The 23,726-nt window shown below is 60.4% G+C and carries 21 protein-coding genes, 1 pseudogene and 1 riboswitch; of the genes and pseudogenes, 9 read left to right on the top strand and 13 right to left on the bottom strand.

All coding sequences use genetic code 11. From position 1 onward, the window contains the following. Positions 1-130: 130 nt before the first annotated feature. The gene (locus I6L38_RS16745) at positions 131-2,878 is read right to left on the bottom strand and encodes a collagenase (protein WP_201882451.1); all 2,748 of its coding nucleotides are present in this window, start codon (positions 2,876-2,878) and stop codon (positions 131-133) included. A 493-nt stretch (positions 2,879-3,371) separates the two neighbouring features. Next, positions 3,372-3,695: a hypothetical protein gene (locus I6L38_RS16740; protein ID WP_019841007.1), complete on the bottom strand. Its 324-nt coding sequence runs from the start codon at positions 3,693-3,695 to the stop codon at positions 3,372-3,374. Between the two features lie 93 nt (positions 3,696-3,788). Then, positions 3,789-3,874: riboswitch (cyclic di-GMP riboswitch) on the bottom strand. Between the two features lie 967 nt (positions 3,875-4,841). On the opposite strand from I6L38_RS16740, the gene I6L38_RS16735 reads away from it, so the two are divergent. The 6 genes from I6L38_RS16735 (at position 4,842) to I6L38_RS16710 (ending at position 10,817) form a co-directional block, all read left to right on the top strand. Beyond that, entirely contained in the window at positions 4,842-5,387 is a 546-nt protein-coding gene (locus I6L38_RS16735) for a fimbrial protein (protein ID WP_139431249.1), read from the top strand. A 99-nt stretch (positions 5,388-5,486) separates the two neighbouring features. Beyond that, a complete protein-coding gene (locus I6L38_RS16730) occupies positions 5,487-5,876 on the top strand; it encodes a hypothetical protein (RefSeq protein WP_043169438.1) in 390 nt (129 codons plus the stop codon). Positions 5,877-5,943: 67 nt separating this feature from the next. Then, entirely contained in the window at positions 5,944-8,478 is a 2,535-nt protein-coding gene (locus tag I6L38_RS16725; RefSeq protein WP_201882465.1) for a fimbria/pilus outer membrane usher protein, read from the top strand. A gap of 10 nt (positions 8,479-8,488) precedes the next feature. Then, positions 8,489-9,220 (top strand): molecular chaperone, encoded by a 732-nt coding sequence (locus I6L38_RS16720; RefSeq protein WP_201882467.1) that lies wholly within the window; start codon positions 8,489-8,491, stop codon positions 9,218-9,220. Positions 9,221-9,225: 5 nt separating this feature from the next. Beyond that, positions 9,226-10,254, top strand: coding sequence for a fimbrial protein (locus tag I6L38_RS16715; RefSeq protein ID WP_005308359.1), 1,029 nt, complete (start codon positions 9,226-9,228; stop codon positions 10,252-10,254). A gap of 11 nt (positions 10,255-10,265) precedes the next feature. After that, the gene (locus tag I6L38_RS16710) at positions 10,266-10,817 is read left to right on the top strand and encodes a fimbrial protein (protein ID WP_017783618.1); all 552 of its coding nucleotides are present in this window, start codon (positions 10,266-10,268) and stop codon (positions 10,815-10,817) included. Positions 10,818-10,819: 2 nt separating this feature from the next. On the opposite strand, the gene I6L38_RS16705 is transcribed toward I6L38_RS16710, so the two are convergent. The 7 genes from I6L38_RS16705 to I6L38_RS16675 form a co-directional block, all read right to left on the bottom strand. Then, positions 10,820-12,055, bottom strand: coding sequence for a winged helix-turn-helix domain-containing protein (locus tag I6L38_RS16705; RefSeq protein ID WP_005308366.1), 1,236 nt, complete (start codon positions 12,053-12,055; stop codon positions 10,820-10,822). Positions 12,056-12,356: 301 nt separating this feature from the next. Next, on the bottom strand, positions 12,357-13,763 hold the full coding sequence (gene menE / locus I6L38_RS16700) for an o-succinylbenzoate--CoA ligase (protein WP_201885220.1): 1,407 nt from the start codon (positions 13,761-13,763) through the stop codon (positions 12,357-12,359). Between the two features lie 10 nt (positions 13,764-13,773). Next, positions 13,774-14,703, bottom strand: a complete 930-nt coding sequence (gene menC, locus I6L38_RS16695; protein WP_201882599.1) for an o-succinylbenzoate synthase — start codon at positions 14,701-14,703, stop codon at positions 13,774-13,776. Further along, positions 14,703-15,551, bottom strand: coding sequence for a 1,4-dihydroxy-2-naphthoyl-CoA synthase (gene menB / locus I6L38_RS16690; RefSeq protein WP_019841092.1), 849 nt, complete (start codon positions 15,549-15,551; stop codon positions 14,703-14,705). The genes menC and menB overlap by 1 nt, the downstream gene beginning before the upstream one ends. Before the next feature lie 4 nt (positions 15,552-15,555). Next, positions 15,556-16,326, bottom strand: a complete 771-nt coding sequence (gene menH, locus I6L38_RS16685; protein WP_201882597.1) for a 2-succinyl-6-hydroxy-2,4-cyclohexadiene-1-carboxylate synthase — start codon at positions 16,324-16,326, stop codon at positions 15,556-15,558. Then, positions 16,316-18,046, bottom strand: coding sequence for a 2-succinyl-5-enolpyruvyl-6-hydroxy-3-cyclohexene-1-carboxylic-acid synthase (gene menD, locus I6L38_RS16680; RefSeq protein WP_201885219.1), 1,731 nt, complete (start codon positions 18,044-18,046; stop codon positions 16,316-16,318). The genes menH and menD overlap by 11 nt, the downstream gene beginning before the upstream one ends. Before the next feature lie 33 nt (positions 18,047-18,079). Continuing rightward, positions 18,080-19,426 (bottom strand): isochorismate synthase MenF, encoded by a 1,347-nt coding sequence (locus tag I6L38_RS16675; protein WP_201882594.1) that lies wholly within the window; start codon positions 19,424-19,426, stop codon positions 18,080-18,082. 207 nt (positions 19,427-19,633) lie between these two features. On the opposite strand from I6L38_RS16675, the gene I6L38_RS16670 reads away from it, so the two are divergent. Together I6L38_RS16670 and I6L38_RS16665 are read left to right on the top strand one after the other, a co-directional pair. Continuing rightward, the gene (locus I6L38_RS16670) at positions 19,634-20,539 is read left to right on the top strand and encodes a 1,4-dihydroxy-2-naphthoate polyprenyltransferase (protein WP_005308387.1); all 906 of its coding nucleotides are present in this window, start codon (positions 19,634-19,636) and stop codon (positions 20,537-20,539) included. Positions 20,540-20,638: 99 nt separating this feature from the next. Beyond that, a complete protein-coding gene (locus I6L38_RS16665) occupies positions 20,639-20,854 on the top strand; it encodes a DUF6500 family protein (protein WP_010635255.1) in 216 nt (71 codons plus the stop codon). Between the two features lie 68 nt (positions 20,855-20,922). Here the strand turns inward: I6L38_RS16665 and I6L38_RS16660 are convergent, their stop codons facing one another. Continuing rightward, the gene (locus tag I6L38_RS16660; protein ID WP_043169425.1) at positions 20,923-22,320 is read right to left on the bottom strand and encodes a PepSY domain-containing protein; all 1,398 of its coding nucleotides are present in this window, start codon (positions 22,318-22,320) and stop codon (positions 20,923-20,925) included. A gap of 274 nt (positions 22,321-22,594) precedes the next feature. Here I6L38_RS16660 and I6L38_RS16655 point away from each other — a divergent pair, with 274 nt between their 5' ends. Beyond that, positions 22,595-22,996 (top strand): hypothetical protein, encoded by a 402-nt coding sequence (locus tag I6L38_RS16655; RefSeq protein ID WP_043169424.1) that lies wholly within the window; start codon positions 22,595-22,597, stop codon positions 22,994-22,996. Positions 22,997-23,116: 120 nt separating this feature from the next. On the opposite strand, the pseudogene I6L38_RS16650 reads toward I6L38_RS16655, so the two are convergent. The 3 genes and pseudogenes from I6L38_RS16650 to I6L38_RS16640 all read right to left on the bottom strand — a co-directional run. Beyond that, positions 23,117-23,239 (bottom strand): annotated as a pseudogene (locus I6L38_RS16650) (YkgJ family cysteine cluster protein); the annotation flags it as partial. Between the two features lie 7 nt (positions 23,240-23,246). After that, positions 23,247-23,384, bottom strand: coding sequence for a hypothetical protein (locus I6L38_RS16645; protein WP_156141315.1), 138 nt, complete (start codon positions 23,382-23,384; stop codon positions 23,247-23,249). Continuing rightward, the gene (locus tag I6L38_RS16640; RefSeq protein ID WP_017765205.1) at positions 23,381-23,662 is read right to left on the bottom strand and encodes a YkgJ family cysteine cluster protein; all 282 of its coding nucleotides are present in this window, start codon (positions 23,660-23,662) and stop codon (positions 23,381-23,383) included. Before I6L38_RS16640 ends, I6L38_RS16645 begins: the two co-directional genes overlap by 4 nt. Positions 23,663-23,726 lie beyond the last annotated feature (64 nt).

The raw sequence follows: 23,726 nt of genomic DNA, 5'->3' as shown, positions 1-23,726 counted from the left end.
ACCGCAGATGGCGTCACTCGGGCAGAGGTTGTCGCATGGCGGGAATGGCTAACTGATTGATCCTGTGCTGCTTATCATCTTCCAATAAAAAGGGCGGCCATGGCCGCCCTTGGGTATTGATGCCAGCGTCTCAGTGGGAAGAGTCGTTGGCCTTGCACTCGTCGGAGTCCTTGTTGGCCTCCCACCAGGGCAGCAGCTCGCGGCCGAGCCACTGCTGGTAGGCCTCGCTGTCATTGGCAATCAGCTGGTCCAGCTCGGCTTCGAAGGCGCTCATCGCCTGCTGTTGATCCGGGTTGCGCAGGGCCTGGGCCATGGCCAGCCAGCTGGCGCCGCGACCGGTCTCGTTCAGGAAGCGATGCACCGTGTAGGACCAGGAGTAGACCATCTCGCCGCCCTTGTCGTAATCCAGGTGCAGGATGTCGGCCAGGGCCGGACGATCCCCTGCCGGGCGGCCGGCGACGTTGTCCAGACCGCGGGCGAAGCACTGGCCGTGGGCGATGAATTCCGCCAGCCCTTCCGACCACCAGGTGGTGCGGTTGAGCGGGTAGTGGCCGAAGCTGCCGTACTGGTTGAAGCGGCCGTCCAGGTAGTGCACGTACTCGTGGCGCAGGTTCCAGACCTGGAACGCAGGGCGCTTCCACTCCGCCTCGTAGGCGAAGAAGCGGGCCTGGTTGCCGGGGCGAGCCGGATCTCCCTCAATGTAGATACCGCCGTTGTCGGTGGAGACGCCGCCAAACAGGGCGCTGCCGTAGCGTTTCCAGTCGGCGGAGGAGTCGAAGATCACCAGCTCCAGTGCCTCGTTGTGATCGTCTGCCACCGGCTGCCAGCCAGTTTCCATCTGCTGATGGAACTGCTGTTCTTCGGCGCCCAGTTCACGGCAGATCCCCTCGGCCTGATCCATGGTCAGATCCTGGGCTCGCAGGCGCAGGGTCGGCGAGCAGGTGTGCTCGAACGGCAGCACATCCTCCACCCGGATCGGGGTGCAGAGCCCGGCGAAGTCACCGCTGATGCAGGCTTCGCTGGTGCGGTCCGTGTAGGTCAGGTAGTAGGTGGAGAGGGTCAGCGACATGTCTTCCAGCAGATCCTGGCTCTGCTGACCACCGGGGATCAGGTCGTGGTGGCGAACGAGGGTGATGACGGAGTCATCCAGCAGCCTGCGGTAGCCGTCGAGCTCGTCCGGGCGGGTATATCGGGCGACCCGGTAGAGGCGGGTGTAGGCATCCAGCACGTTGTTGAGCAAGAACAGATCGGCGCCATCCCGCCCTTTCCACAACGCGAGTTCGCTCATGCCGAGGGCGTGCAGCTGCTTGCGCAGCTCGCCATCCTGCTGGCGGAAGTCGCTGGCGAAGGGATCGCTGTAGTCGCTGGCGAAGTCGAGGAAGTTGAGCAGATCGAACAGGCCGGTCGCCCAGGCGTGCTGGCCGTTGATCTCGCTGGCATGGCGGGTGCTGTAGGCCAGCATCTGGTTGAACTCGCCGAGCAGGGTACCAAAGCGGCTCTGTACTGCCGGGCTCTTGAACTGGCCGTGCAGGGCGATGCTCCAGGCACCGATCACGTAGCCCACCTCATCGGTGGGTTGCTCCGGGAAGAGCAGCGGATGGGCACCCAGCGCGGTCAGCGCCTCGGCCAGCGCCTCGGCGGCGGCCGGACCGTCTTCCTTGTGCTTGCCGTAGTTGTGGTAGTTGTGGGCACGCACGTATTCCAGCAGCAGCTTCATGGCCGGATGGGCCGGCTGATTGGCCGCCAGCAGGCTCTGGATGCCGCGGGACACGGCCAGCAGTTTGGCATCGTCGTGACCATAGTTCTCCTGCCAGACAGGGGCGGGCTGGCCACTGGCATCCTGCACTATCCTGGCCGCTTCGGCGTCCAGCAGATCGGTATCGGGCAGGTCCGGCTCGGAGCAGGCGCGGCCGTCGGCACGGCGGCAGTCGAGCTGCTCCTCCTTGCTGGCCAGCATGATGGGGCGATTGAGCACCCGGCTCTCCTGCCATTCGGTTGTCTCCGGCAGGGTCTGCCATTCGCTGCCCCCCACCGGGTATTGATAGCCGGTGTCCTTCAAGACCACCTGTACCTCGCTGCCGGCGGGCAGGGTCTGACGGCACACCCGGTAGCTGATGGTCTTGTCCCCTTCCTGACGGGTCTGGGGTTCATCACACTCCTGTTGGGTCTTGGCCTGTTCCAGCAACCAGGTGTACTGGCGCCAGACGTGCAGCTCGCTCACCTGACGGGCGGCCTGGCTGCCCGCAACCGGCTGCAGACGGAAGAAGATCTGCTCGAGGCGGCCATCCCGCTCGTTGGGGGTCTCTTCCAGTACCTTCAACTGTTGCCAGTTTTGCGGCTGGTACTGCCATGCCTGCTCGGCGCAGCGCCCCTCGGCGTTGAGCTCGCAGCGATCCAGCTCCTGCTCGCTGTGACCCAGGATGACCCGCTCCGCCAGCGGCAGACGGTCCTGACGCGGCGCGGTCGGGGTGCCTGCCAGTGGCTCCCAGCGGCCCTGTTTCATGCCGTAGCCAAAGTCATAGCTGCTGGCCGGGACAGCCTTGCCGGCCGGCACCACCTCTTCACAGCTGAGGTAGCGGATCTGCCAGCCCTGCTCGATCTTGAGCTGGGGTTCGCCGCACTGCTGTTCTGCCAGTGCGGCCAGGTTGGCTTCGCTCCAGTCGAAGCGACGATACACCCTCAGCTGTTGATAGGGGGCGTCGCCACTGCGGGCGCTCAGCTCGTAGGTCACTTCGGTGAGCTGATCCCCCAGCTGACGGCTGGATTCACCTTTGAGTTGATACTGTTGCCAGTCGGAGGGGGAGTAGTTGGCCAGCGCCGAAGTGGCAAGCAGGCCCGGTGCTGCCAGCAGCAGCAACCTGGTACCCAGATTGTTCATTTTTATCCCTTTGCTTGATTGTCTGCGTGATTGACGCGTGCAATCTATTCAGCTCCAAAAGGATATCAACCCACCAATCAGGCCATATAAATCATTTATTTAGATTGAATCAAAACAAAGTGAGCCCCATTGGGGGCCTGGTTGATAGCAAGGACTCATCTGCCATCTGGGGGGGATCTCAGTCTGAGGCTGGCAACTGTGATCAAAGTCTCGTTTGAGATGTGCTGGTCATGTGGCGTCGCGACAATGCGAAGCCGGCAAACCCGCAGAAAAAGCGCTGACTTGTCTGAGCAGAAAGTTGGGGGCGTAGTGAGAAGGCCGCTGGCTGAGCTCGGTATGGACGCAGAAAAAATAGGAGGAAAAGTGATGGGGAGTCGCGGGCAGGCGTTATCAGCCGCTGCCTGAGCATGGCAGTGGGTGCTCACCCTTCACGGTGCGAGCAGATCCGCCCGAGGCAATGAACAACCTCGGGCGGGTGACGGAAGTGACGGGATCAGAGGTAGCTGACGGTCACTATGGCCATGTTGCTGCTGCCGGCAGCCAGCTTGTACTGCATGGTGCTGCTGATGGTATTGAGGCTGCCGGCTTGCTGCAGGCTGGCCAGATCCATGGTCTGACGCTGGGTGCCCGAGTAGCAGGTCACGCTGTTGTCGGCGAAGTCACAGGGGGCTTCGTAGATGGTACCGGTGAAGGTGATGCTGCCATCGTAGGCGGAGGCAGTAGCTGGCAACAAAGCGGCACCCAGCAGCATGGCTGCGGCGGCAGAAGAGGCAAAACGGATGGCGCTGTTGCGAACGGAAGTGGTGGAAGTGTTCATTTTTATGTCCTTTTCGTCACATGTCGTTGTACGAAAAGGGCAACGCAATCAAAGAGAATGACACAGATACAGCTGATGACATCGCTCTTCTCAGATGGCAGCTCCGCTGTCTTAGGTTATGAACCCTTAGACCGGTGGCTTTGCGTCCCGACCTTTCGATCGGTTTGCCCTTTACTCTATGTCTAGATGATAACATCGCACTTTGAGAAATCAATCACCATAAAAAAGTGTGAGGTATGGGTCACAAATAGTTTTTTATTCTCCGCGGTCCAGGATAAACGGCTGGTTTTCCTTAATGTTTTTTTGAATGAATATCCTGAAAAATTCATTCTTATCTCCCTTGCCATTATGAATAACGGGCGAACTCAGTATTTTTATGTCGATCACAAACATGGTTCAGCATGACCTTGGGAGTGAACAAGGGGATAATAAAAGGAAGCTTGTTGGTGTTTCCCTGCACAAGTGGAACCTGGTTAGAATGATTACCTGATTACCTGATTACCTGATTACCTGATTACCTGATTACCTGATTACCTGATTACCTGATTACCTGATTACCTGATTACCTGATTACCTGATTACCTGATTACCTGAGCTGTTTTATGTATGACGTCAGGGGTATTCAAGAAACAAAAAACGTGATCTGGAATTATTTTGTTGTTGAGTTTTTGTTAATTGCTGTTAAGCGGTTGAAGTTGTCTGATTTAAAATAATCCAATCCGTGTTTGCTATATGAACGATATTTATTTTACGGCATTCATAAATGTGTCGTCATGGCTATAAGTAATTGTTTTTTATGTGTTTATAAAAGAATTTATAAAAATCAAAATGTATTTGATGTGCATCATATGAGTCGTTAATTTGTTCATCAAGCAAAAGCGGAGCACGGCTTTCTGCACAGACGACAGGGATGTATGTAGTTGTGCAGTTGAGGTGTAGCGGGAACTGCTCCTTATGCGGTGAGCTGCTTTTGCTTATTTAGATAAACCATAAAGGCACAGCAAGTTATTGATGTCGCCTCTCACCGGCTTAATGAGAGAACAGGCACCGGCATGCTGTGCAGTATATCGCGGCATCACTGAAGATCGTGACTCCAGCATGATTGGAGTGATGCAGTACAACACACGTTAATGTAGGTATAAACGAATGAAAGCTAACAAAATTCTGGTTGCTATGGGTGTTGGTTCCATGCTGCTGTGCGGCACCGCTTTTGCTGCTGGCAACACCGGTTCAGGTAAAGTCACCTTCAACGGTGAAATCATCAACGCTCCTTGCTCCGTTGCTCCTGAGTCTGTTGACCAGGTAGTTGAAATGGGTCAGATCAGCACCAAAGAGCTGGCCAACGGTGGCGAGTCCAACTCCAAGCCGTTCAGCATCAAGCTGCTGAACTGTGAAATCTCCGATACTGAAGATGCCGTCAAGGTCACCTTCAGCGGTGCCAAAGACCCGGTAGATTCCAGCCTGCTGGTTATTGGTGGTGGTGACGCCGCTGGTGCCGGTATCAAGATGACCGCCCCTGGCACTGGCGCTGCTATCGTGCTGGGTGAACCGACAGCCGCCTTCGGTCTGGTCAACGGTGACAACGAGCTGCCCTTCAGCGCCGTGCTGAAAGGTTATGCAAGCCAAGACACCTACCCGCTGAAAGCTGGCGCTTTCACCGCAGTGACCAACTTTACTCTCTCCTACGAGTAATCGACTGCCTTAACGTGTGACCAGGGTTGTGGTGGCTGATGCCACCACAACTTCACACCTTCTGTCTCCTCACATCGAACCTTGATCATGAAAACTTCAATGATGGCAGCCATGGTGCTGCAGCTGGTGATGATGGCGGGATCAGTCCACGCCAACGAGATTTCGGATGGGCTGGCCGAGTCGGGCTGTACCCTGGACGTGCAGCGCAGCATTCCTTTGCAGGCCAGGCAACCGGGCACGTTGAAAATCAGCGGCTGTCAGGTTGAAGGAGCAGCAGAGGCATCACTGCCTTTTATTTCCATGTCCGTGCGCGGTGCCATGAGTGATGAGCTTGGCATTCTCAACAACGGCCAATATCACAAGGTATCCGGCGAGAGATTTATTATTTCGGATATCGTCAACAGTGATCTGGAATTCAATTTGGGTCTGACCAGCAGTCAACTGTTTTTTCCTAACAGTACGACGCTGTTTGAACTCAATTATATGTAAGCAAGCCAATTGCTTAGTGTAGATACCTCATTACGTGAGACCGTTATGCAATTCCTAGAGTAAATATATGAGCGTTTCAACATCAGACTCTGTGAGAAAAAAACATTATTCCAAAATGGCTTTTATGCTGTGCGTGCCCGGCCTGATGGCGGTGGCGAATCATGCATGGGCAGAGACGGAGTTTAATATTGATGCGCTCGATCTGGACGAACGGACCAAGATCGACCTCTCCCAGTTTGCCGACGAAGGCTACATCCTGCCCGGCGACTACTACCTCGAGATCGAGGTCAACAAGAACAAGCTGCCCCTGCAGAAAATCCCCTTCTACGAGACCGACACCGGCAAGGGGAAGGGCGGGGTGGCCTGCCTGCCGCAAGAGGTGATCCCCAAGCTGGCGCTGACCGACGAGGCCATCGCCAAGATCGACAGCTGGCACGACGGTCAGTGTGCCAACCTGCTGGCGCTGGACGGCGTGGTGATCGCCAACGATATCGGCAACGGCCTGCTGCACATCGCCGTGCCCCAGGCGTGGATGAAGTACAGCGATCCCAACTGGATTCCGCCCGAGCAGTGGGATGAAGGGATCCCGGGGATGATGCTGGACTACAACATCAACGCCCAGATCAACGAGGGCGATGGCTACTCCAACCGTAACATCAGCAGCTACGGCACCCTGGGGTTCAACTACGGTGCCTGGCGCCTGCGCGGCGACTATCAGACCAATGCCTACTGGGGCGACAACGATCGGACCACTTCCGAGCTGAACCGCATCTACGCCTATCGTCCGCTGCCGAACATGGCCGCCAAGCTGACGGTGGGTGAGCAGCAGCTCAACTCCCAGCTGATCGACGGTTTTCGCTATACCGGCGTCAACCTGGCCAATGACGAGCGCATGCTGCCGCCGAGCCTGCAGGGCTATGCGCCGGAAGTGAGCGGCATCGCCAAGACCAATGCCAAGGTGACCGTCTCCCAGTCCGGTCGCATCCTCTATGAGACCAACGTACCGGCCGGTCCGTTTCGCATCCAGGGGCTGGACAGCTCGGTGCGCGGCCGTCTCGATGTGCGGGTGGAAGAGCAGGATGGCAGCGTCAACTCGTTCCAGGTCGACACGGCAACTGTGCCCTATCTGACCCGTCCCGGTTATGTCAGATACAACCTGGCGGTCGGCGCCCCTTCCGAACAGACGGACTCGGTGCACGACGTGCACGGCCCTGCCTTCGTCACCGGTGATTTCTCCTGGGGGGTGGCAAACTCCTGGTCGCTCTATGGCGGCAGTCTGGTTGCGGGTGAATACAACTCCATGGGGCTGGGTATCGGTCGTGATCTCTATGCCTTCGGTGCCATTTCCGCCGACCTGACCCAATCCATTTCCAAGCTGCCCGGCTTGTCGACCAAGATTGGCCAGTCGGTGCGGGTGAACTACGCCAAGCAGTTCGATGAATACAACAGCTCGATCACCTTCGCCGGCTATCGCTTCTCCCAGCATGACTTCATGACCATGTCGCAGTTCCTCAATAACAAGGATCGGCTGGAGAAGAACGAGAACACCTCGAGCGATGACTACAACAACTGGGGTGACAAGGAGCTTTACACCATCACCGCCAACAAGACCTTCTGGGCGGATGATGCGGCCAAGGCGCTGACCGTCTACCTGGACTACACCCACAGAACCTATTGGGAACATGACGCCGAGGATCGCTACGGCCTCACCATCAACAAGAACGTGAATATCGGCAGCTTCAAGGATGTCTCCGTCTATGTGTCGGCCTACAAGACCAAGACCGAGAACTACGAGGATGACAAGAGCGTCATGCTGACCCTGAGCATGCCGATCGGAGACCGAAAGAGCGCGGGATACAGCGTGCAGTCCTCCAACGGCAAGGTGACCCACCTGGCCACCTATCAGGACTACAGCCGGCCGGATGACACCTATCAGCTGGGGGCGGGCGTGCAGAGCAATGGTCACGCCGTGGCGCGGGGTTACTACAACCACAACAGCGACATCGGGGCGGTCAGCCTCAATGCCTACAGCGTGCAGAGCGAGTACACCTCGGTCGGTGCCAGCCTGCGCGGCGGCCTGACGGCGACCGAGCACGGGGCGGCTCTGCATCAGGCGACCCGTCGTGGCGGCACCCGCATGATGGTGGATACCGACAAGACCTCCGGCGTCTCCTTCAACAACGGCCGCGCCGTGACCAACCGCTTTGGCGTCGCGGTGATCAGCGACATGACCGACTATCGCAAGAGCGACACCCGGGTGGACGTGGATCAGCTGAGCGACGACATCGATGCGATGAACGCCATCAAGCAGGGGACCCTGACCGAGGGGGCAATTGGGTATAATGCCTTCGAAATCGCCGAAGGGTTCAAGCTGCTGGCCAACGTCAAGCTGTCCGATGGCTCAGTGCCGCCGTTTGGTGCCACCGTCGTCAGGGATTCCGGCCGTGTGCTCTCGGTGGTGGATGAAGATGGCCTGGTCTATCTGACCGGGGTGAAACCGAATGAAGCGTTTGAACTCTCCTGGGGCGGCGCCCGCCAGTGCAAGATAGTGGCACCGCAACAAGTAACCGATCTGTCGATGAAGACTCTCACTTGCAAGTAATGGGATACCGATGAAAAAGCTGCTCTCTTATACCTGTCTGGCCGTGCTGGGCATGACCTCGCTCAACGTCAGCGCTGCCATCGTGCTGGACCGTACTCGCGCCGTCTATCCGGGTGGTGCCAAGTCCATCAGCCTCAACATCAAGAACGAGAACCAGAAGCTGCCCTATCTGGCGCAGTCCTGGATTGAAGATGCCCAGGGGCAGAAGATCTCTTCACCCTTCGTGGTGCTGCCGCCGGTACAGCGGGTGGATGCCAACCAGAAGTCCATCGTGCGCATCGCCAGCGTGCCGGCCATCGACAGCCTGCCCAAGGATCGCGAGTCGATCTACTACTTCAACCTGCGCGAGATCCCGCCCAAGAGCGAGAAGAGCAACGTGATGCAGATTGCCGTGCAGTCCAAGATCAAGCTGTTCTACCGCCCCGAGGCCATTTTGCCCGAGCGCGGCGCCATCTGGCAGGATCAGGTGCTGATCACCAAGCAGGGCAAGGCCCTGCAGGTGAACAACCCCACCCCTTACTACATCACCTACGTGGGCCTCGGCCATCCGCAGGGCAAGGGGAGAACCGCCATCAAGGGCTTCTCCGCCTTTATGGTGGCACCCAAGTCCGAGCAGACGGTCAACATCCCGGAAACGCTGGGCAATGAATTTGTGATCAGCTACGTCAATGACTACGGCGGATATATGGATATCAAATACCAGTGCACAGGCAATGCCTGTAAAGCCGTGAAGAGCGAGTAAGGCCTATGCTACGTTCCATCTTCTGTTCAAGCCTTATGCTGTTTGCAGGAACGGCATTGGCAAATGGTTATGTGACGCCCAACCCAACCCATGATTACTATATATCGTTGGATAAGGCTGATATTCAAAACAAACCTGGTTTTACTACCAAGGCGTTTGAGTGGAACTTGGGGGGGCAATATTCGGGTATCGTTACCTGCCCGGATAGAAGCATTCCACAATCTCCAGTGTACTATAAGGCGACCATGACGGATGGCTTGCCTCAAGCAGGTGATGGTTTTGTAAAACTAAATGACTTTCTGGATATGAAGGTCGAAATTTGGATAGCTGGTTGGAAGAAAAAGTTTGTTACGGCCCCATTTCCGAATGAAAGTAATGATTACCCAAATTACTCTTGTACTAAGGGAAAAGAGACAAGAATAAATAATTTCGAAAGTGGTAGCCGTGGGCGAGTAACCTTCCGTGTAAGAAAACAAATAATTAATGGTGTACAAATATCGGATCGTCAAGTCGTAGAGATGTATGGTCGCCTAGGGTCTACCACTACAGATTTCAATAATTTGCCAATGTCTCGAATTACGATTACATCTGCAATTTTATATGTACCAGAAGAATGCGTAATTAACGGTGGGCAGACTATTGAAGTAGAATTTGGTGATTTGCCAGGATCTGGATTGGATGGGAATAATTTTGAAAAGACGGTCCCTCTGACATTTCAATGTCGTGGTGGTGTTTTTGAAGGGGATGCCTTGAAGATCAATCTTGGTATTTCTGGAAAACCAACCTCTTTCAACCAAGACTATCTGCGGACAACTCGGGATGGCTATCAAGGTGGAAATGTCATTTCCGATTTGGGCATAAAGTTCAAGCAGCTGGATGGTTCTCAGCTGAATTTGAATACATTTTATCCGGTTTCCATGCAAGGAAACATTGGTGACTGGGGCTTTATTGCCGCGCCGATAACACCGGTAGGTGCTGATATTCCTGCGGGTGACTTCTACGCCACCGCAACCATAGTTGCCGAATTTCAGTGAGGAGTTGTCATATGTTGCGGACATTGTGGATAGGCCTGGCGCTGTGCCCGCTGTTGGCGGTAACGGCGGCTCCCCGTGCCGGCGATGACTTGGAGTTGCTTGGCAACACGGTCCACCTCCATGGCCGGATCATCGATCAGCCGTGCGAGATTGCTCCCGAATCCATCGAGCAGGAGGTCGAGATGGGGGTGGTCGACGTGAAGGAGCTCTATGCCAACGGGGCCGGGGTCCAAGTGCCTTTCTCCATCCGGCTGACCAACTGCAAGCCGGGGATCTTTCGCATGGCCAAGGTGACCTTTACCGGCTCGCAGGATCCCCAGCTCAGCGGCGGGCTGGCGTTTACCGCCGGGATGGCCAAGGGCGCCGGGATCCGCCTCTATGACGTGACCCAGTCACCACTGGATCTGGGCACCCCCTCCCGCGGTTATCTGCTGGGCGGTGCGGCGGACAATGAGCTGCAGTTCTTTGCCCGGGTGGAAGCGCATCCGGACGCGCTGGCTGCCAAGACCATCCAGCCCGGGGATTATTCCGCCGTGGCCAACTTTATCGTTGCCTATGAATAAGGTCAGAAGTCATTGCGCTGAATGACCTTTGAATTACCCAGACTGGGCCAGTTGATAACGCCACCCAGATAACTGGAGAGGTAAATGCCCCCCGGCAACTGCACAAACTGTGCTTTCTGTTTAGGGGGGGTCAAGGCGGCCACCAGGGTTGCTACCATGCCGTTATTGGTCAGTGCCTTTTGATCGATGTAATTGACGATGGTATTTTTTACCTCTACCGAAATATCGCCATCATCCCGCTCCAGATCCCCGACGGAATCCAGATTGAATAGCGTCTGACCCTGGCTGTCGGTAGCTATAATGGTTGCCACGACTATTTCACGGCTCAGTGTAACAATGAACTTGTTCTTTCTGGTCAGCTCAACCCAGTTGTCCGGCGCCTGGCAATTGCTGTGATATCGAACTGTGGTGTCGGTATTGTTGTAATAGTTATGGGAAACATTCTTTCCCTGCTGAGCCATGGTGGAAATAACGCATTGCACCTCTTCGGCAAGCGGATGACCATTGCGCAATAAAAAGACATTTTCTGACAGCTGGCGACTGTTGTTGTCGATGGAAAAATAGCTGATGGCTTCTTTTCCGACCAGCAGGGATACCTGTTCATCATCCTTGCGCGAAATTTTCTGGACCAACGGTGAGAGCGCATCGATCTTTACCTTCAATGCTTGCTCGGTATCACTGGTCATATAAAGAGAAACATGGCCAAGATTGATGGTGCGCAGCGTATTGGCCGTGGCATAGTGATATATGCTGATGACCAGCGCGGTCAGCGATACCAGCAAGAGTGCAACCAGCAAAATACGCTGCGGGCTGAAATAGCGATCATATTTACGGCGGGTATATTGCCGTCTGACCTGGGGCACATTGGCGGTTGCGACCGTCTGAATTTCTTCATTCGGCACTGCCTCCTCGGTCTCTCCGGCCACTTCAATGGGGGCGCAGAAGATATATCCCACCCGCGGGATAGTATCGATCGCATCCATCAAACCGAATGATTCCAGCTTTCGTCTCAACGAGAGGATCTGCCGGTTCAGGTTGGTGTCGGTATTGTCCTGGTTCGGCCACAAGGCATCCTGCAGCTTGCTTCTGGCAATGACAGTACCTGCCTCATCACACAGCATCTCGAGCAGCTCGGCTTCCTTGTTGCTGAGCTTGATGTCCTTGTCTCCTTTCGAGAGTCGGAATATTGCAGCGGAGAAAAAGATATCCTCTGCAATTTTATAATTTTTGTTACTCATGTGTGACTCGTCTTACTGCCAAGGAGAGCATTTTACCACCATGCAGTCTTTGTTCAAATAATGGGAAATTAGCAATATCTTTAACTATCAACTAGTTACCTTTGCGTTTAAATGCATGGCGGGGAATATGGTACTACAGGCGGCTCGTTCAGTTCAAAAAACACACAAAAAGAGGGTCGTGTATGTAATCGTTCTCACTTCCCCCTGCCTGTGAGGGGTATTTTGACGCCGCCAGCATTTTCTTTCGAATAAAGTGTGTATTTGGATGGCTCCACCATGTCTGAAATTGTCGCATGGCTGATCACTGTTCCTGCAGCATGCGTTGATATTGCCTGCGCTGCGGCTTGAGTTGCCCCCCGAGATCGGGCCAGGGATGCCATTGGTCCGGCACCATGAAGCCGGGCAGGGTCTGCCGGATCCAGGTCGCCAGCTCGGCATAAGGCCGCGGCTCGCCATGCCAGTCGATGAAGGCGGCGGGCCTCTGCCCCCACTCGTCGCTCGGCACCGGCACCACCAGCGCCTGTGCAACTGCGGGGTGATCCACCAGCCGCTGCTCTATGGTCTCGGGCTGAATGTTCTCGCCCCCCGAGATGAAGAGGTTGTCGAGCCGCCCCTCCACCACCAGTTCGCCATCCGCGTTGAAATGCCCCTTGTCGCGGGTGTGGAACCAGCCGTCCTCGTCGAGCGGCCGCGCCAGCCCCCCTTCCTTGAAGTAGCCCGCAAACAGCGTCTCGCCGCGCACGCAGATCTCCCCCTGGCGGATGCAGACCTCCCGCCCCGGCAGCGCCTTGCCCACCACGCCAGCGGCGGCCGGCCGGCCGGTGCAGACCTGGCTGCCCATCTCGGAGAGGCCATAGCTCACCTTGGGCACCAGCCCCATGGCGGTGAGCCTGTGCACCAGCGGCTGGGGGATGGCGGCGCCCCCGAGCAGCAGCTCGCGCAGCCGGGTTCGAGCGGGATCGAAGCCCTGCGCCAGCAGTCGCCAGAGCTGGGTCGGTACCAGGGATAGATGGGTGATGGGTTGTTGTTCGAGCCGCTCCCTGAGCGGGCGGGCGCGATCGTCCAGCACCAGGGCTGCGCCCGCCAGAAAGACCCGGAACAGAATGGCGTAACCGCCGACATGAAACAGCGGCAGGGAGAGCAGCCAGCCACAACGCTCATCGAGCGGGATCTGGCTGGTGGAGCCTCGCGCCGAGGCCAGGTGGTTGGCCAGCCGGTGCACCACGGCCTTGGGCGTGCCGCTGGAACCCGAGGTGAGGATCATGTTGTTGAGCCGGGCAGGATCCAGCATGCAGTCGCCTTCGTCCGCCACCAGCTCACGAGTGAAGTCGAGCCGTAGCGGTTGCCAGCTGCCGGCCGGGATCTCGCTCGCCGACCAGCAGGCCCTGACGTCGAGCAGGGTCGCGAGCTCCGTTTGCCGGGTCAGCGGAAAGGCGGGGTTGAGCGGGCAGAAGACGATGGCGCTGCGCACGCAGGCCCAGGTCAGCAGCACATCTTCCAGCGCACCGCGTACCACGGCGGCGAGGCGATCTCCCGGTTGCAGGCCGGCCATGGCCAGCTGCTGGCACAGGCTGTTGAGCCTGGCGTCCAGTTGCCGGTAGGTGAGCGGGACGGTGGCGTGAATGGCGATGCGAGCGGGAGCGGATCGCGCCCAGTGACGCACCGGGCAGGGTTCGGGATGGGAGTGATGGTCAGACAAGGGTGGCATGCAGGCCCCTTCAATCGTGGTGAAACAGGGGCTCCAGCAGGCTTGGATCGGGTTTGCCGGCGGCGTCCAGCAGATCGGCGGCCAGCCAGCGCCGGGTATCCAGGCCGGGGGCCTGTTCCGGTGCCCATTCGCCGGCCAGATGGAACAGCTGGTTCAGACCGACGCCGGATTCGAAACAGGAAGAGACGATCACCTTGAGGCGCAGCTCGTGGGCCCGGGTCACCAGTGCCTCGCAGTGGGCCAGCGAACCGAGCAGGGTCGGCTTGAGCACCAGGGCGCGCAGCTGGGGAATGGGTTCCCACGGCTTGCCCTGGGCCAGCAGCTCGTCGATGGCCACCGGCATGCCGGTGCGATTGGCCACGAAGGCGATGTCGGCAAAGTCGGCGCAGGGGTCTTCCAGATATTCGATCCGGTTCGGGTCCAGATGACCGCAGAAGGCCCAGGCCTCCTCGCGGGTCCAGCCCTGGTTGGCGTCCAGCACCAGCTTGAGGGTGGGAATGCGGTCGCACAGCAGGCGGATCAGCGCCAGCTCGTCGCGCATGGGGTAACGGGCCACCTTCAGCTTGGCCTTGTTCGGGGTCTTGTGAAGCCAGTTCTTCCAGTTCTTCAGCAGCTCCTGGGGGGAGCCCTGAATAAGGGGATAGGGTTCGGGCAGCGGGGCTGTCTGGGCTGGCCAGCAGCGGCGGGCACAGTCCAGCCCGAATTGCACCGAAGGGAGCTGCGGGGCTATCTCCTGCCCCGCAGCCAGCCGCTCCAGACTGGCGATGGCTTCGGCTTGCGCCTCGGCCATGCTCTCGCGGGAGAAGCCGGGCAGGGGGGCTATCTCCCCCCAGCCGTCGTCAACGCGGACCAGCAGGCCCTCTCGCGCCACCTCCACCTTGCCGTGAAAGGTCAGGGGCTGGGTAAAAGGCAGTTGGTAGCGATAGAGAGCGAGTGTCATCAGGGATTCCGCTTGTATTTGGAGAAGTCGGGACGGCGTTTCTCGTTGAACGCGTTGCGCCCTTCCTGACCCTCTTCGGTCATGTAGAACAGCATGGTGGCATTCCCCGCCAGCTCCTGCAAGCCGGCCTGGCCGTCGCAGTCGGCGTTGAGGGCGGCCTTCAGGCAGCGCAGCGCCATCGGGCTGTTCTGCAGCATCTCGCGGCACCAGCGCACGGTTTCACGCTCCAGCTCTGCCAGCGGCACGACGGTATTGACCAGCCCCATGTCGAGGGCTTGCTTGGCATCGTACATGCGGCAGAGGAACCAGATTTCGCGGGCCTTCTTCTGGCCGACGATGCGCGCCATGTAGGAGGCACCCCAGCCGCCGTCGAAGGAGCCCACTTTCGGGCCGGTCTGGCCAAACTGGGCGTTGTCGGCGGCGATGGTCAGATCGCACATCATGTGCAGGACGTGGCCGCCACCGACCGCATAGCCGGCCACCATGGCAACGACCGGTTTCGGGCAGGTGCGGATGTCGCGCTGGAAGTCGAGCACGTTGAGGTGATGGGTGCCCTCGTCATCGCGATAGCCACCGTAGTCGCCACGGATCTTCTGGTCACCGCCGGCGCAGAAGGCTTTTTCACCGAAGCCGGTCAGGATGATGGTGCCGACCTGATCGTCGTAGCGGGCATCGGCCAGCGCCTGCAGCATCTCTTTGACGGTGCGGGGGCGGAAGGCGTTGCGCACCTGGGGGCGGTTGATGGTGATCTTGGCAATGCCATCGCCGGACTTGTGATAGAGGATGTCCTCGTAACCGGCGGAGCAATCACGCCACTCGACGGGGGCATAGAGTTCCGCTTCAGTCATTGCTTCAATCATGACGCTTCTCTTCTTGTTGTTGGTTGACCCACTCCGCGAGGAGCCGGGCAAAGGCCTCAGGCTGGTGGGCATGCAGGTTGTGGCCGCCATCCAGCTCCAAGTGGTTGATTTTGCTCTGCTGACTCGCCATGAGGCAAGCCAGCTGATGGAATTTGTGATCCCGCCTGCCGCTCACCCAGGTGACCGGCAGCGTGCCTTGCGCCAGCCAGGGGGCCAGGTTCGGCTGCTTGCCAAGGGAGGTGGCACGCAGCATGGCGGCCACGGCCTTGCCGTCGTTGCCAAGGCGGCGGGCTATCTGGCGGGCGCGGGAATGATCGTCCAGATCGGCGAACACCCCTTGCCGATACCAGTCCGCCAGCACGCTCGCCAGGGGCTCCTGCTCGAAGCGCCGGGCCCAGCTTTCGTCGTGGGTCAGGCGCGCAGCGCGCTCTTCGGCGGGCAGGCCGGGGTGGCAGTTTTCCAGCAGCAGGGCCTGCAGCCCCACCGGCGTCTGGCTGGCGTGATAGAGGGCGAGCCGCCCCCCCAGCGAATAGCCCACCAGTTGGTAGCGACCGATGCCGCGCGCGGCCAGCTCGTCGCACAGCCAGCGATGGGCCTGGTCAAAACCGCTCACCCGCACAGCCTGGTTGCTGCCGTGACCCGGCAGATCCAGCGCCAGGCTGGGGAGGTCGGCCAGGGCTGCCTGTACGGGTTGCCAGTCTTGGGCATCGCCGAGCAGGCCGTGCAGCAGCACCAGCGTCGGCTGGTCGGCACTAGCTGCCACGGATCGCGCTTCCCAGTGCCTTCAGATCCTCGGCGACTTCGCTGCTGGGGACCTTGATTTCAATCAGCGTTACCCCCTTTTCCAGTGCGGCGGCGTAGTCCCGCTCAAAGTCGGCGAGGGTGGCCGGCGCCCGGTAGTGGAGGCCAAACATGGCGGCGGCGTGCTCGAAGTGCAGGCCGTGGGGCAGGCAGTAGTAGGTCTCCAGCAGTGCGTCCTGGGTCGGCACCGGCAACATGCGAAAGATGCTGCCGCCATCGTTGTTGAGCAGGATCACCACCAGCGGCCGGCTCGCCTTGCCGAGCAGCGCCAGGCTGTTGAGATCGTGCAGGGCGCTGAGATCCCCGAGCAGCAGGGTGGTGGGCTCGTCGCTGCCTGGCTCGATCGATTGCGCGAAGCCGTAGGCGGTGGCGATGAGACCGTCGATGCCGGAGGCGCCGCGGTTGGTCATCACCCGGCTGGGGCCCTTGCCCGCCTCGCCGAGCATGTCCATCAGCCGGGCCGGCATGCTGTTGCCGACAAACAGCTGACCCTTGATCAGCTGATTCAGACGGTGGCACACCCCGAGCTCGGAGAAACGCTCGCAGGCGCTGCGCACCTGCTGGCTGACGGACTGCTGGCGCTCCGCCAACCGGTGCCAGGGCAGGTGCGAATGCGCCACCGGATGGGCGGCGGCAAAGGCGCCGGGTTCGCACAGCAGGCGGCGGCGCAGCCGGTAGTCCGGGTCGAGCCGGGCTGGCTGCGGGTCGATGAGCCAGTATGCCTGCCAGGGCTGCTGCTTGATGAACTGGCCGAGTCGCTTGGAGATGAGGCGGGCGCCAAATTGCAGCAGCACCTCGGCCCGGGCCAGCTCGGCCACGAAGCCGCTGTGTTGCAGGGCGAGATCTGCGTGCACCAGATTGCGGCCATCGAAGCGCAGCTGACTCTGCAGGTCTGCCAGCAGTGGCCAGCCGAGCCGCTCGGCCAGCGCGGCGACTGCCTTGGCCTGGGCGGGATCCTGAATGCGGCCGGCGACGATGAGGCCGCGCTTACCCTGCAGCTCGTCCCAGTCGGGCTGACACGGGCAGGGGGCCTGCGCCAGTTGCCAGGGGCTCCAGGGCTCGGACGAGCGGAGCCAGTCACCGAGGGGGGCCAGATAGGCGGAGAAGTCCAGATAGGCGTCGCCCGGATAGAGGGGCTCCGGGTACATGCAGTTGAAGTGCACCGGCCCCGGTGTGCGTGCCTGCTGGGCCAGCGCCTGATCCACCGAGCTCAGCACGAAGGCGGCCGGGATGGTGGCGGTGGGGCTCGGCAGGTTCTGCTGATAGACGGGGTAGCGGCCGAAGATCCCCTGCTGATCGATGGCCTGATTTGCCCCGTTGTCGATGAGCTCGGGCGGCCGGTCGGCCGAGAGAATGATGAGCGGCACGCCGGTGAGCTGGGCCTCGGCCACCGCCGGCCAGAGGTTGGCCACCGCGGTGCCCGAGGTCATGATCACCGCCACCGGGCGCCCACTGCCCTTGGCCAGCCCCAGCGCCATGAAGCCGAGGCCGCGCTCGTCAAAGTGCAGATGGCGGCGAAAGCCGGGGTGGGCGGCGGCCGCCATGGTGAGCGGCGCCGAGCGCGAGCCGGAGGCCAGTGCGATGTCGCGCACGCCGAGGCGAAAGAGTTCCTCCAGCAAGAGGGAAGACCAGACGTGGTTGAAGGTGGCATGGTGACTGGCGAACGCTTGGCTGGCAGACATGAGGCTCTCGTGGTGAGGAGTCGATGAGAAACGCTATCCCAGCAGGGAGAGCACATTGGCGATCTTGTTGTCGAGTTCGGCCCACTCGGCGGCAGGCTCGGAACCCGCGACGATACCGGCGCCGGCAAACAGGGTGATGGCCTGCGCCGTGATGCGGGCGCTGCGGATGGCGACCGAGAACTCGGAGGTCTCCCGGCTCAGCATGCCGCAGGCGCCGGCATACCAGCCGCGATCATAGGGCTCGCGTTCGCGGATGAAGGCCAGCGCCGCCTCGCGCGGAGCGCCACCCACCGCCGGGGTGGGGTGCAGCGCCTCCAGCAGTTGCCAGTCGCAGACGCCGGGCTTGAGTTCGGCCTCGATGTCGCACTTGAGGTGCTGCAGCAGCCGCAGTTTGAGAATGCGCGGCTCGGTCAGGGTGGCATCCGTGGTGAGCGGCGCCAGCCGGCTGAGGATATCGGCGTGCACCAGCCGGTTTTCCAGCCGGTTCTTGCTGTCGGCCAGCAGCTCGGCGGCCAGCGCCGCGTCGGTCGCCTCGTCGCCGGAGCGGCGGATGGTGCCCGCCAGCGCCTCGGTGAAGAGGTGCTGCTGTTCACGACGGTAGAGTCGCTCGGGGGAGCAGGCGATGAAGCTCTGCTCGGGGGAAAACTGGAAGCCGAAGTGAAAGCAGTCCTGACCGTGCTGTGCCCAACTGGCCAGCAGCGACCAAGGGGCGACGGCCTGCGGCTCGGTGGCATTCGTCGCACCCTCATGGGTGAGCCGGCTCTGGCGCGACAGCACCACCTTGGGGGTGTGGGCCTGGAAGTCGGGGGCGGTCACCTGCTCGACCAGCGTCTGCCACTGGGGCTGGCTCGGGCAATCTTCCCGCTGCCACGGGTGGCGGGCCAGCGGGGGCAGGGGCGACTCCGGCTGGAGGGCGTCGAGGGCGGCGGCGGCGGCCTGCAGTTCGGCCTCGAAGGCGTCGCCACCGGTCTGCTCCGGCAGCCAGAGGTTGAGGCAGAGGGTGATGCACTCGCCACGGTGCACCAGCTCGATGCGGGGCAGCACGAAACGGCAGGGGCCGAACCCCTGCCAGCCGGGCTGGGTCGGGTCGAATGCCAGTCCGCCATAGTAGCGGGGGCTGTCATCATGGGGCTGGCTGGTGTGCTCGCAGACCTGGCGGATCGCCCTGGGCTCGGTCAGCTCGCGCAGGCAGCCCAGTGCCACGTATTCGGGTTTGTCCTGTCCTCTGGCATGCCAATAGATGCGGGGATAGAGAGTCTGCGCCGCCAGCCAGCCCAGAAAGGAGCGAACCTCGATCGCGACGCGCAGTCGCACGAAGCCGCTGGCATTGCCATGACGCAGGGCGTCCAGTTGTTGCTTGATATGGGTCTGAGCCAACATGGATTTCGTCTATGAGCCGATAGTGACGGTCCATCCTGCAGAAGGATGCCGTTGGTTTATGCCAAAGGAGCGATTATTCCTATATATTATCTGCCCATTCGTCCATGTAAATCGCCCGGGGAGCCAACTCCCGAGGGGCCAAGTATACCGAAATCCGGTTCGATAACCCTTAACACGATCAATATCTGATTGTTTGGCCATCACAATATGACAAATACCTTATCTATTTGGTTGCTGGCGGCGCGTTTGCGAACGTTGCCGCTGGCGTGCTCCTCCATTTTGCTGGGATCCGGGCTGGCGGCCAGCCGCGGCGCCTTCGACGGCACCATCATGGCGCTCTCCCTGCTGACCGCCATTTTGCTGCAGATCCTCTCCAATCTGGCCAATGACTATGGGGATGCGGTATCCGGGGCGGACAATGGCGAGCGGATCGGCCCCCAGCGCGCCGTGGTCTCCGGCCTCATCACCCGCAAGCAGATGTGCGTGGCCATGGCGCTGACCGCGCTGGCCGCCGTGGTCAGCGGCCTCGCCCTGCTGGGCTGCGCCTTCGGCGATCAGTGGTTGCAGATCCTCACCTTCGTGCTGCTGGGCGGTGCCGCCATCGTGGCCGCCGTCACCTACACGGTGGGCAAGACCCCCTACGGCTATCGCGGCTTCGGCGACATCTCGGTGTTCCTCTTCTTCGGTCTGCTGGGGGTACTCGGCTCCTACTACCTGTTCACCAAGACCCTGCAGTGGGATCTGCTGCTGCCGGCCACCGCCTGCGGCCTGCTGGCGACCGCCGTGCTCAACATCAACAATGTGCGCGACATCGAGACCGACGCCGCCAGCGGCAAGATCACCCTAGCGGTGCGGCTCGGCCGCAACCGGGCCATCGCCTATCACTGGGTGCTGCTGGGAGCGGCGCTGCTGGCGACCATCGCCTTCATCCTGACCCAGCCTGCCAGCTTCTGGCCCTGGATCTTCCTGCCTGCCATGAAGCCGCTCACCGATGCCGCCAGAACCCTGCGCCAGAGCTTCGACGGTGAGGTGCTGACCGGTTCGCTCAAGAAGACCGCCATCAGCGCCTTCCTCTACAGCCTGCTGCTCTCCATCGGGCTGGCGCTATCCTGACGACCTTGTCTGGCAATGAAGAAAGGCTCCCGCAGGGGAGCCTTTTTGCTGGTTGGGGTATGCTGTCCGGCCATTCACTCATCGGCCAGGAGGGCCGCCATGCGCGACTCGCTCAAGCAGAAAATCATCCAGGTGTGCCAGCAGAAGATTGCCCAGAAGGGGGAGACGGTCGGCGTCTCCTTCTATGCGTTTTTTGCCAACCGCAATGACGACCCCGAGCTGCTGATGGAGGCGGCGACCTGGTGGATCCAGACCCAGCGCCTCGATCACTTCGAGAAGGCGAGGAAGATCCTCCAGCTGGTGGAGCAGGAGTAAAGACGGGTTGAAAACCAGCGGGCTCCCATTCGGGAGCCCGCTTGTTGGTGCGTCAGGTTGAGGTAACGCTAGCTGGCCCGTGCCAGCTTGGGAGCCCGACGGCGGGCGAAGAGCAGGCTGTCCAGCAGCCAGATCACCAGCATGGAGCCGCCCACCAGCGGGAAGCAGATGCCGAGCAGGATCAGCAGGGCAAGGGCGCCGCGCATGGGGGGCAGGGTGGTCGGCAGCGGCGGGGCGGCGAGGCGGCCCTGCGGACGACGGCTCCACCAGATCCAGAGCCCGCTCACCGAGCTCAGCAGCACCAGCAGGCAGATGAGCAGCATGGCGAGCTGATGCGGCCAGCCGTAGAGTTTGCCCATGTGCAGCATGACGCCGGTTTCCACCGTCTTGGCGACCGGGCCGTAGTCTTGCCAGCGCACGTCGGCCAATACCTTGCCACTGTATTGATCGATGTGCAGGGTGGCGTCGTTGCGCGGATCATCGGCAAAGATGGCGATGGTGTAGACACCGCTCGCCCCGGCCGGCGGCGTGATGCTGTAGCCCGGCGTGACCCGGCGTGCGGTGGCGATCTCCACCACCTGCTGCAGCGGGATGCGGTGCTCCGCCATCACCATGCCGTCATGCTCGCCACCGTGTCCCATGGCGCTGTGGTCGTGGGCCTTGGGCTCGGCCGAGCTGGGGATGGGGGTGTTTTCCACCGCCCAGGGCACGGTCTGCTGGTGGGCATGGTTGAGGCTGCGGGCCAGGGGCGCCGACTTGGGCACCTCGTTCCACATGGCGGCCGGGAAGCGGTTCCAGACGGCGGCAAACTGATCGCCCCAGAAACCGGTCCAGGTCATGCCGCTCAAGAGCAGCAGCAGCAGGAAACCGGCACCCCAGAAGCCGACCACGGCGTGCAGGTCACGCCACCAGAGCCGCCCACGCTGGCTCCAGCGCGGCCACAGGATGCCGCCAACCCCTGGCCCCTTGCGTGGCCACCAGAGATAGAGCCCGCTCAGGAGCAGCACTATGCCCCAGCCGGCGGCCAGCTCGATCAGCCTATCTCCGGTGGTGCCGAGCAGCAGATCGGCGTGCAGGGAGCGCGCCACCGCCTGCAGATTCCACTTGTTGTCCATGGTGCCGAGCAGGGCGCCGCTGGCGGGATCGAGGAACAGGGTCAGCTCGCTGCCCCCCTGGCGGACGATGAACTGGGCGCTGGCCTCCGGGCCTGTGGGGGGCAGGTATTTGCTCAGGCTGGCGTCCGGCATGGCCGCCATCGCCTTTACCAGCAGCTGGTCGGCGCTGAGCGGTTGGCTGACGGAGGCGACCTTCATCAGCTCGGGATACATGAGGTTGTCGAGCTGGGGCTTGAACAGATAGACGATCCCGGTCAGCGAGAGCAGGATCAGGAAGGGGGCGACGAAGAGACCCGCATAGAAGTGCCAGCGCCAGATGCGCTGATAGTGGTTCGCGTCCCGATTTTTCATCTCTGTTCCTTGCGCCTTGGGTTAACGTTTCAGTTGGTGGAATGTTGGTGGCGGCGCGGATGATAACAGCAACGTTTTATTAACTGCAACAGAACATGAGGGCTGTCCGTGGAGGTAGCCGAGTGCATGCCGAACCGGTTTGCCGCCGGTCAGAAGGTGGCGCAAACCCCTCTAGGCGAACCTTGTCAAAATGGACTTTTGGCAGAGAGATCATTACCTTGTTGCAACATAAGAGAGTGCTTGCACGGCGAAGAATCCAGGGAAGGAGGCAGACGTGAAGTTGCGACCCCACGGCCATTTCGAGATGCAGCGACAGGGCCAGGTGCTGATCTGCCGGCCGAGCGGCCCCTTCAATCTGGCGGGGGCCATGGCCTATGAGGCGCAGTTCAGCCAGCAGATCGCCAGCCTGAGTGCCGGGCCCTGGGGCATAGTCGAGGTGGCGACCGAATTCGAGGCGGCAGGGCCCGAGGTGCTTGCCCGTTTTCGCCGTCAGTTCGAATGGTGCGCCAACAACGGCTGCGCCTTTCTGGCGGTGGTGCTGGCGGGCAGTTTCAAGCAGTATCTGGCGGATCAGGTGTTCAGCGGCTTGCCGTTTCAGGGGATCCGTTACTTCGAGCAGACCGACGAGGCGCTGCACTGGCTGGAGCAGCAACTGGCCGGGCTCAATCCAGTCTGATAAACCACTTGTCCCGCTCGTCGATACAGTCCGGCTCACCCATCTCGAATTCACGGCAGATCAGGGGGCGCACCTCATGGATGCGGCACATCATCGCGGTGAGTGCGATCGAGGGGCGGCTCAATCCAGCCTGATAAACCACTTGTCCCGCTCGTCGATACAGTCCGGCTCACCCATTTCAAACTCACGGCAGATCAGGGGGCGCACCTCGTAGATGCGGCACATCATGGTGTTGCGATCGAGGGGCGGCTCAATCGAGCTTGATAAACCACTTGTCCCGTTCGTCGATACAGTCCGGCTCACCCATCTCGAACTCACGGCAGATAAGGGGGCGCACCTCATGGATGCGGCACATCATCGCGGTGAGTGCGATCGAGGGGCGGCTCAATCGAGTTTGATAAACCACTTGTCCCGCTCGTCGATACAGTCCGGTTCACCCATCTCGAACTCACGACAGATCAGGGGGCGTACCTCGTAGATGCGGCACATCATGGTGTTGCGATCGAGCGCCGCGCACCAGCCATCTTCCAGCCGGTGCATCACCGGCACTTCACCTTCCCGCTCTTCCACATAGCGATCCGGTACGCCGGTATCGGTAAACAGCATCACTTCGAGGCGGCAGCAGCAGGCCTCGCAGTTCTGGCAGCTCACTTCTGGGGTCGTCATGGCACCTGCCTTGTTCTCATGGGCACGGATAAATATGAAACAGGCGCCGCTGGGGCGCCTGTGG

Origin of the sequence: Aeromonas sp. FDAARGOS 1408, assembly GCF_019048665.1 — a bacterium.
Classification (GTDB): Bacteria; Pseudomonadota; Gammaproteobacteria; order Enterobacterales; family Aeromonadaceae; genus Aeromonas; species Aeromonas dhakensis.
This window is presented reverse-complemented; position numbering and strand designations above follow the sequence as displayed.

Excerpts from the sequence above, each read along its gene's own strand:
- I6L38_RS16745 (WP_201882451.1), bottom strand. The coding sequence starts at position 2,878 with ATGAACAATCTGGGTACCAGGTTGCTGCTGCTGGCAGCACCGGGCCTG.
- I6L38_RS16740 (WP_019841007.1), bottom strand. The coding sequence starts at position 3,695 with ATGAACACTTCCACCACTTCCGTTCGCAACAGCGCCATCCGTTTTGCC.
- I6L38_RS16735 (WP_139431249.1), top strand. The coding sequence starts at position 4,842 with ATGAAAGCTAACAAAATTCTGGTTGCTATGGGTGTTGGTTCCATGCTG.
- I6L38_RS16730 (WP_043169438.1), top strand. The coding sequence starts at position 5,487 with ATGATGGCAGCCATGGTGCTGCAGCTGGTGATGATGGCGGGATCAGTC.
- I6L38_RS16725 (WP_201882465.1), top strand. The coding sequence starts at position 5,944 with ATGAGCGTTTCAACATCAGACTCTGTGAGAAAAAAACATTATTCCAAA.
- I6L38_RS16720 (WP_201882467.1), top strand. The coding sequence starts at position 8,489 with ATGAAAAAGCTGCTCTCTTATACCTGTCTGGCCGTGCTGGGCATGACC.
- I6L38_RS16715 (WP_005308359.1), top strand. The coding sequence starts at position 9,226 with ATGCTACGTTCCATCTTCTGTTCAAGCCTTATGCTGTTTGCAGGAACG.
- I6L38_RS16710 (WP_017783618.1), top strand. The coding sequence starts at position 10,266 with ATGTTGCGGACATTGTGGATAGGCCTGGCGCTGTGCCCGCTGTTGGCG.
- I6L38_RS16705 (WP_005308366.1), bottom strand. The coding sequence starts at position 12,055 with ATGAGTAACAAAAATTATAAAATTGCAGAGGATATCTTTTTCTCCGCT.
- menE (WP_201885220.1), bottom strand. The coding sequence starts at position 13,763 with ATGCCACCCTTGTCTGACCATCACTCCCATCCCGAACCCTGCCCGGTG.
- menC (WP_201882599.1), bottom strand. The coding sequence starts at position 14,703 with ATGACACTCGCTCTCTATCGCTACCAACTGCCTTTTACCCAGCCCCTG.
- menB (WP_019841092.1), bottom strand. The coding sequence starts at position 15,551 with ATGACTGAAGCGGAACTCTATGCCCCCGTCGAGTGGCGTGATTGCTCC.
- menD (WP_201885219.1), bottom strand. The coding sequence starts at position 18,046 with ATGTCTGCCAGCCAAGCGTTCGCCAGTCACCATGCCACCTTCAACCAC.
- I6L38_RS16675 (WP_201882594.1), bottom strand. The coding sequence starts at position 19,426 with ATGTTGGCTCAGACCCATATCAAGCAACAACTGGACGCCCTGCGTCAT.
- I6L38_RS16670 (WP_005308387.1), top strand. The coding sequence starts at position 19,634 with ATGACAAATACCTTATCTATTTGGTTGCTGGCGGCGCGTTTGCGAACG.
- I6L38_RS16665 (WP_010635255.1), top strand. The coding sequence starts at position 20,639 with ATGCGCGACTCGCTCAAGCAGAAAATCATCCAGGTGTGCCAGCAGAAG.
- I6L38_RS16660 (WP_043169425.1), bottom strand. The coding sequence starts at position 22,320 with ATGAAAAATCGGGACGCGAACCACTATCAGCGCATCTGGCGCTGGCAC.
- I6L38_RS16640 (WP_017765205.1), bottom strand. The coding sequence starts at position 23,662 with ATGACGACCCCAGAAGTGAGCTGCCAGAACTGCGAGGCCTGCTGCTGC.